Origin of the sequence: Streptomyces sp. IBSBF 2435 (assembly GCF_036815005.1) — a bacterium.
GTDB lineage: Bacteria > Actinomycetota > Actinomycetes > Streptomycetales > Streptomycetaceae > Actinacidiphila.
On the sequence record NZ_JAJSYW010000284.1, the window covers coordinates 1 to 5,739 of the forward strand.

At 72.7% G+C, this 5,739-nt stretch carries 4 protein-coding genes; 2 read left to right on the forward strand and 2 right to left on the reverse strand.

Annotated features, from left to right (window positions below; genetic code table 11):
• Nucleotides 1-131 precede the first annotated feature (131 nt).
• The gene (locus V7E46_RS31960) at nt 132-1,757 is read right to left on the reverse strand and encodes a carboxylesterase/lipase family protein (protein ID WP_333771678.1); all 1,626 of its coding nucleotides are present in this window, start codon (nt 1,755-1,757) and stop codon (nt 132-134) included.
• A gap of 400 nt (nt 1,758-2,157) precedes the next feature.
• Here V7E46_RS31960 and V7E46_RS31965 point away from each other — a divergent pair, with 400 nt between their 5' ends.
• Both V7E46_RS31965 and V7E46_RS31970 read left to right on the forward strand, forming a co-directional pair.
• Nucleotides 2,158-2,856 carry an alpha/beta fold hydrolase gene (locus V7E46_RS31965; protein WP_333771679.1) on the forward strand — a complete coding sequence of 233 codons (699 nt, stop codon included), beginning with the start codon at nt 2,158-2,160 and terminating at the stop codon, nt 2,854-2,856.
• 171 nt (nt 2,857-3,027) lie between these two features.
• Nucleotides 3,028-4,023, forward strand: coding sequence for an ROK family protein (locus V7E46_RS31970; RefSeq protein ID WP_333771680.1), 996 nt, complete (start codon nt 3,028-3,030; stop codon nt 4,021-4,023).
• Nucleotides 4,024-4,098: 75 nt separating this feature from the next.
• On the opposite strand, the gene V7E46_RS31975 is transcribed toward V7E46_RS31970, so the two are convergent.
• Nucleotides 4,099-5,517 (reverse strand): glycosyl hydrolase, encoded by a 1,419-nt coding sequence (locus V7E46_RS31975; protein WP_333771681.1) that lies wholly within the window; start codon nt 5,515-5,517, stop codon nt 4,099-4,101.
• Between the last annotated feature and the right edge of the window lie 222 nt (nt 5,518-5,739).

A 5,739-nucleotide genomic window follows, 5' to 3' on the forward strand; every position in this document is an offset into this window, starting at 1 on the left:
CGGCGGAGGGGGGCGTCATGTTTCTCCAGGGTGGAGGGAGCAAGCGTGCACGGGTGCGAGCGGGGGGACCGGTTCGATCGGCGGTGGGGCACCGGGGCGGGCCGCTCTCTTCGAGCAGCCCGCCCCGGGCGTCACTGGAGGTGGATCAGGCCGTGCGCGTTCCAGAAGTCGCAGTGGTGGTCGGCGGTGAAGCCCGCGGTCGGTCCGGACCGCGGCAGGCGGAACTGCATGGTTTCCGGGTGTCCCGGGCGGTAGGCCGGCCACGGGCCCTGCCGGGGGTCGGGTCGGCCGGTGGCGATGAAGGCGCCCCACTGGGCGCGCATGGCCCGGGCCAGGCGTTCCTGCGCGGGGTTCAGGCCGGTCAGGAACTTCTGCGACCCGTCGCTGCGGGTGAAGGTGAACAGGTATTCCAGTTCGGTGGTGTGGTAGGCGCCCCAGGCGAAGCCGGGGGTGACGGCTTCGGCCGGTGCGGTGGAGTCCGCGAACTCGTAGGCGTAGGTGCGGGTCTGCGGTGCCAGCGCGTTCTCGATCGTCCACGCACGGCACACCCGGTCCGGATCGGAGGCGATGGCGCCCGCCGCGTCCGCCGGTGCCATACCGGCGTACAGGGAAAGGATCTCGTCCGCCTGCTGGGGGTAGCCGCGCCGCACCCAGGCGGTCAGTGTGTCCTGGGTGGCGGGCTGGGCGATGCCCGGGTAGGGGCGGTTCTCGTCGTGGGTGTTGCCGACCAGGACGGGCACATGGGTGAAGCGGCCCTCGGCGATGGCCTGCCGCGGGTCGAGCGGCAAGAGTGCCCCGCCGACCGTGGGCGTGCCGGGCGGGCCGCCGGGCTGGTCGAGCAGCGTGCCGACGCTCTTGCCGCGCAGGCACCGGGCGGCGGTCGCGGGATCGGCGCAGCCGGCCGACGCGGCGAAGGCGGTCCCCGTCTCCTGTGCCGGGCCCAGCGGTTGCGCGTCGCACGCGCCGCTCTCGATGATGGCCCGGGCGAACAGCCCCCTGGCCGACGGTACGGTGAGCAGCCGGCAGACGGCACGGCCGCCGGCGGACTGCCCGGCCACCGTCACCTGGCCGGGATCACCGCCGAACGCGCGGGCGTTGGCGCGCAGCCAGCGCAGCCCGGCGATCTGGTCCATCAGCCCGTACTGGCCCGACATGCCGTCGGCGGCCTCCCGGCCGAGTGCGGGCAGCGCCAGGAATCCGAGCCAGCCCAGCCGGTGGTTGACCGTCACCACGACGCTGCCGGTCTCGGCGGCCAGGTCGGCCGCCTGGTACTGGCTGCCCGAGCCGTTGATGCCGCCGCCGCCGAAGATCCAGTACAGGACGGGTGCACGGCCGGCCCGGGCTGCCGGGGTGTCCGGGCGCCACACGTCCAGGTAGAGGCAGTCCTCGGCCTCCGAGCGGGGCCCGTTGCTGTTCTCGGTCTGCGCGCAGACCGGGCTCGGCGTCGAGGCATCGCGGACACCCCGCCAGGAGGCCGCGCGCTGCGGTGCCTTCCAGCGCAGGCTGCCGACCGGCGGGGCGGCGTACGGGACCCGGCCGAAGAAGTCCACCCGGGGTGTTGCCGCCGTGCCGCGCAGAACGCCCTGCTGGTCCCGCACGACCGGTGAGCTCTGGGCGGCCGCCGAGGGCGCCGGGGCGGAGAGGGCGTGCGTACTGCCCGGCGGCGCCGCGGCAGTCGTCGCGACAAGCACCGCCACCACCGCCAGGACGGCGCCTGCCAGGCTCCTGGACGCTGTGCGGGTACACGCTGGGAACACGTGATCATCTCCTCGACGGGATGCGGGAGTTGTTCTCTGTTCATGACCGCCGGCCGGCACCGGGCAGCGGGATCGGCCCGCACGGCTCCACCCGGCGTGCACCGGGCATGGCCTGCTTCCGCACCGGCGGAACCGCAGGTCACAGCTCCGCGTCCGGGTGCGTCCAGCCCACCGTTCCCGTCCCGGCGTCGCAGCCAGGCCGCGGGATCACCCGGCCGCACGTCCCGGGCACACTCGTGCACGGACGACGGCCGGCGGAGCACCGGCGACCGGCGGCGGCCGCCGCCTGACCGATCCGCGGTTCACGGTAGACGCCACACCCGCGTTACGTCTATAAAACGTTCGAGGGAAGATGGGCGGCGGTAGGCCGGCCTGCTTCTCCTCGCAACGGGAGACGACGATGCAGCTGACGACGCACACATGGGGCGCCGGTGACCGGGTGGCGCTGCTGGTGCACGGCATGATGGCCGATCACCGCACCTGGCGCCGGGTCGGACCAGCGCTCGCCGACCGCGGCTACCGGGTCGTCGGCGTCGACCTGCCGGGCCACGGCGGAAGCCCCCGCGGCGGCGGTGCGGACGGCGCCAGGCGCTACCGCCTCGATGACATGGCGCTTGCGCTGGCCGCCGCCTGTCCGCACGGCGTCGACGCGGCGGTCGGGCACTCTCTGGGCGCCGTGGTCCTGGAGCGGGCCATCGGCCGCGGCATGGCGGTTGAGCGGGCCGTATACAGTGATCCTGCCTGGCGCAGCGAGCCGCACGACCTCGCACCGGCCCGCGCCTACAAACACGCGACCCGCGACGAGATCCGCGCGGCCAACCCGCGCTGGGAGGCCGCCGCCGTGGACGACGAGGTGGCCTGCCTGGCATTGTGGGACCCCGACACCGTGACGGTTCTGGAGCCCCCGCCCGGCCTTCCGGCCTCGGCGGTCCGCCCCTCCCTGGTGCTCCTGGCCGACCCCAGCGAGCGGGTCACGCCCGGCGGGCAGGAACTGCTGCGCGCCCGCAGGTTCGCCCTGCGGACGGTGCCCGGCGCGGGCCACTCGATCCACCGCGACGACTTCCCCGGGTTCATGTCCGCGCTCTCGGGCTGGGTCTGACGATAAAACGATGCACTGCCATCGCGCTGTACGACCCTCGCGCCGCTTCGCTGACGGGTCCGCACCCGACCGCAGTCTCCCTGCCGCCTGATCAGGGGCAGGAACCTCACTCACCTGTGCCCGGCTCGTCGCCGCTCGCCCAGGCCCTCATCGTCCGGACGGAGAACAGTCATGGTCACGCGATCCTCCGAGGTGTCGTCTCCGCCTCCCGTACACGCCGGCGACCGGCTCCTGGCAGCCCTCGACATCGGCGGCACGAAGATCGCCGGCGCGGTGCTGGACGGGCGTGGGAACGTCCTGCACCGCTCACAGCAGCGCACTCCGGCTGCGGGCGGGCCTCAGGAGGTGTTCTCCGCCGTGCGGGCGGTGCTGGCCGCCATGACCGCCCTGCCGCAGTGGACCCGCGTGGCCTCGCTCGGCATCGCCAGCGCCGGACCGGTCGACATCGCCCGCGGCATGGTCTCTCCGGTCAACATCCCCGGATGGCGTGACTTCCCGATCGTCGAGCAGGTCCGCGGGCTGCCGGCGCTGGCCGGGATGCCCGTGACGCTGTGCGGGGACGCCGTCGCCATGACGGCCGCCGAGCACCGGATCGGCGCCGCCCGAGGCTGCCGGGACGCGCTGTGCATGGTGGTGTCAACCGGAGTGGGTGCGGGACTGGTCATGGACGGCGTGGTGCGCAACGGTCCCACCGGCAACGCGGGCCACCTCGGCCACATCACTGTCGACCTTCTGGGAGATTCGTGCGTCTGCGGGTCCCGGGGCTGTGTGGAGCAGCTGGCCAGCGGCACCTCCCTCACCCGCCGCGCCCTGCGCACCGGCTGGAAGCCAGCCGGTGCCGCCGACGGCCCGGCGCTCGCGGCCGACGCCCGCGCCGGCGACGCCATCGCGCTGGCCGCCTTCGACACCTCCGCCCGGGCGCTGGCGGCGGCCGTCGCCGCGGTGGCCACGTTGGTGGAGATCGAGGTGGCCGTCATCGGCGGCGGCGTCGCCGAGGCCCACGACGTGCTCTTCCCGCCGCTGCGCCGCCACCTCGCGTCCTACGCGGTGCTGCCGTTCGCCGCGGGAGTCCGTGTCGAGCGCGCCGCTCTGCGGGCCGACGCCGGACTCATCGGGGCCGCCCTGATCGCGGCCGACCACCGGGCGAGCGGGATCGTCCGCCACTGACGCGTTCGGGGCCGTCCGCGGTGGCGGACGGCCCCGGGGTGGTGTGCTGGTGCCGGTACGGCGGGCGGGGCGGTGTCAGGTGGGCAGGTGCCATGTCTGCCAGGGGTTGGTGTTGCGGTCGTAGATCTGCAGGCGGGTGGCGTTGGCGGTGCTGCCGCCGGGGTCGTCGAGGTAGCGGCCGGACTGCGGGTTCTTCAGGTGCCCGTCGGATTCGGTGCTCCACTGCTGGGCCCCGGAGCCGTTGCAGTCCCAGATCTGCAGCTTCGTGCCGTTCGCGGTGCCTTGCCCGGTCACATCGAGGCACTTGCCCAGGGCCCGGATCGTCCCGTCGGTGCCGACCGTCCACGACTGCGCCGTACTGCCGTTGCAGTCGTACAGCTGCACCGCCGTGCCGTTCGCAGTGCTCGCGGCCGCCACATCCACACACTTGCCACCCACACCCGTGACCGCCCCCGTGTGCGACCCACCCGGCGGCGTCGTCGGAGGAGTCGTCGGCGTGCCGGTCGGGATGTGGATCTCGCCCTGGCTGTAGGTGCGGGCGTCGTAGTAGCCGGCCTTGATCGAGTCGTTGGAGTTGTAGGCCGGGTCGGTCAGCCAGTTCATCCAGACGTTCCAGTAGGTCCACTTGGGCTGGGAGGCCATCTGTGCGGGCTGCGGCACGCTGCCGACCTCGGCCAGGGCAATGGGCTTGGCGCCCGCGATGTTCTGGATGGCCTGATACCAGTCGCTGGAGGGGAACTTGTTCACCCAGACGTCGAGGCCGACGACGTCCACGTAGCTGCTGCCCGGGTAGTAGCTCGCCGCCTGGGAGGCGCCGCCGGCGACGTCCTTGGGAGCCCACACCCAGATGATGTTGTTCAGGCCCTTGGACTCCAGGTAGTCGTGGGTGATCTGGAACAGCCGCGCGCTGCCGTTCGCGCCGGGGCGCCCGCCCCACCAGGCCCAGCCTTCGTTCAGCTCGTGCTGCGGGCGGAACAGGACGGGGATGCCGGCGTCCTTGAGCTGCTGGAAGTACGGCACGAACTGGTCGAGCTTGGCCTTGTAGTCGTTGTTGAGGGCGCTGCCGTCGGTGATGAGCTGGCTCCATTCGGAGTCCGACAGCTTGCTGCCCTTCACCGGGTTCGAGCCGCCCTCGAAGGAGCAGGTGGCCACGTCCGGGCGGCAGGCGTGCATCATCAGGCCGGGGATGGTGCCGTTGGCCCATTCGGTCTTGGCCTCGTTGACCACCGTCTGCCGGTTGTTGATGTCGTCCTGGCTGAACCCGAAGTCACCGTTCCAGACGCCGGGGTACTGGCCGGTGATGTCGTGCGCCTTGCGGACCCACTGGGCCGGGTCGCTGTTCGCGCCGCCCTGTTGGCCGGACAGCACGTGGTTGCCGGTGAGGCTCTTGAGGTACGCGATCTCGTCGGCCCGGGTGACTCCGGTCGGCCCGGGCGGAGTTGCCGAGGCAGAGCCTCCGGTGGCCGTGAGGGCGACAGCTGCGACAGCCGCCACTGATACGGCGGCCGCAAGTGCTCGCGTTCTGGCACGTAGGGACATGAGCGAGTGCCTTTCCTATGGGAAGTTACCGCCTGCGTCCGACACCTGACGTCCGATGTCAGGTGTCCGCGTCGGGCGTCGGGACAGCTGCCGGTACGGCGGGCGGGGCGGTGTCAGGTGGGCAGGTGCCATGTTTGCCAGGGGTTGGTGTTGCGGTCGTAGATCTGCAGGCGGGTG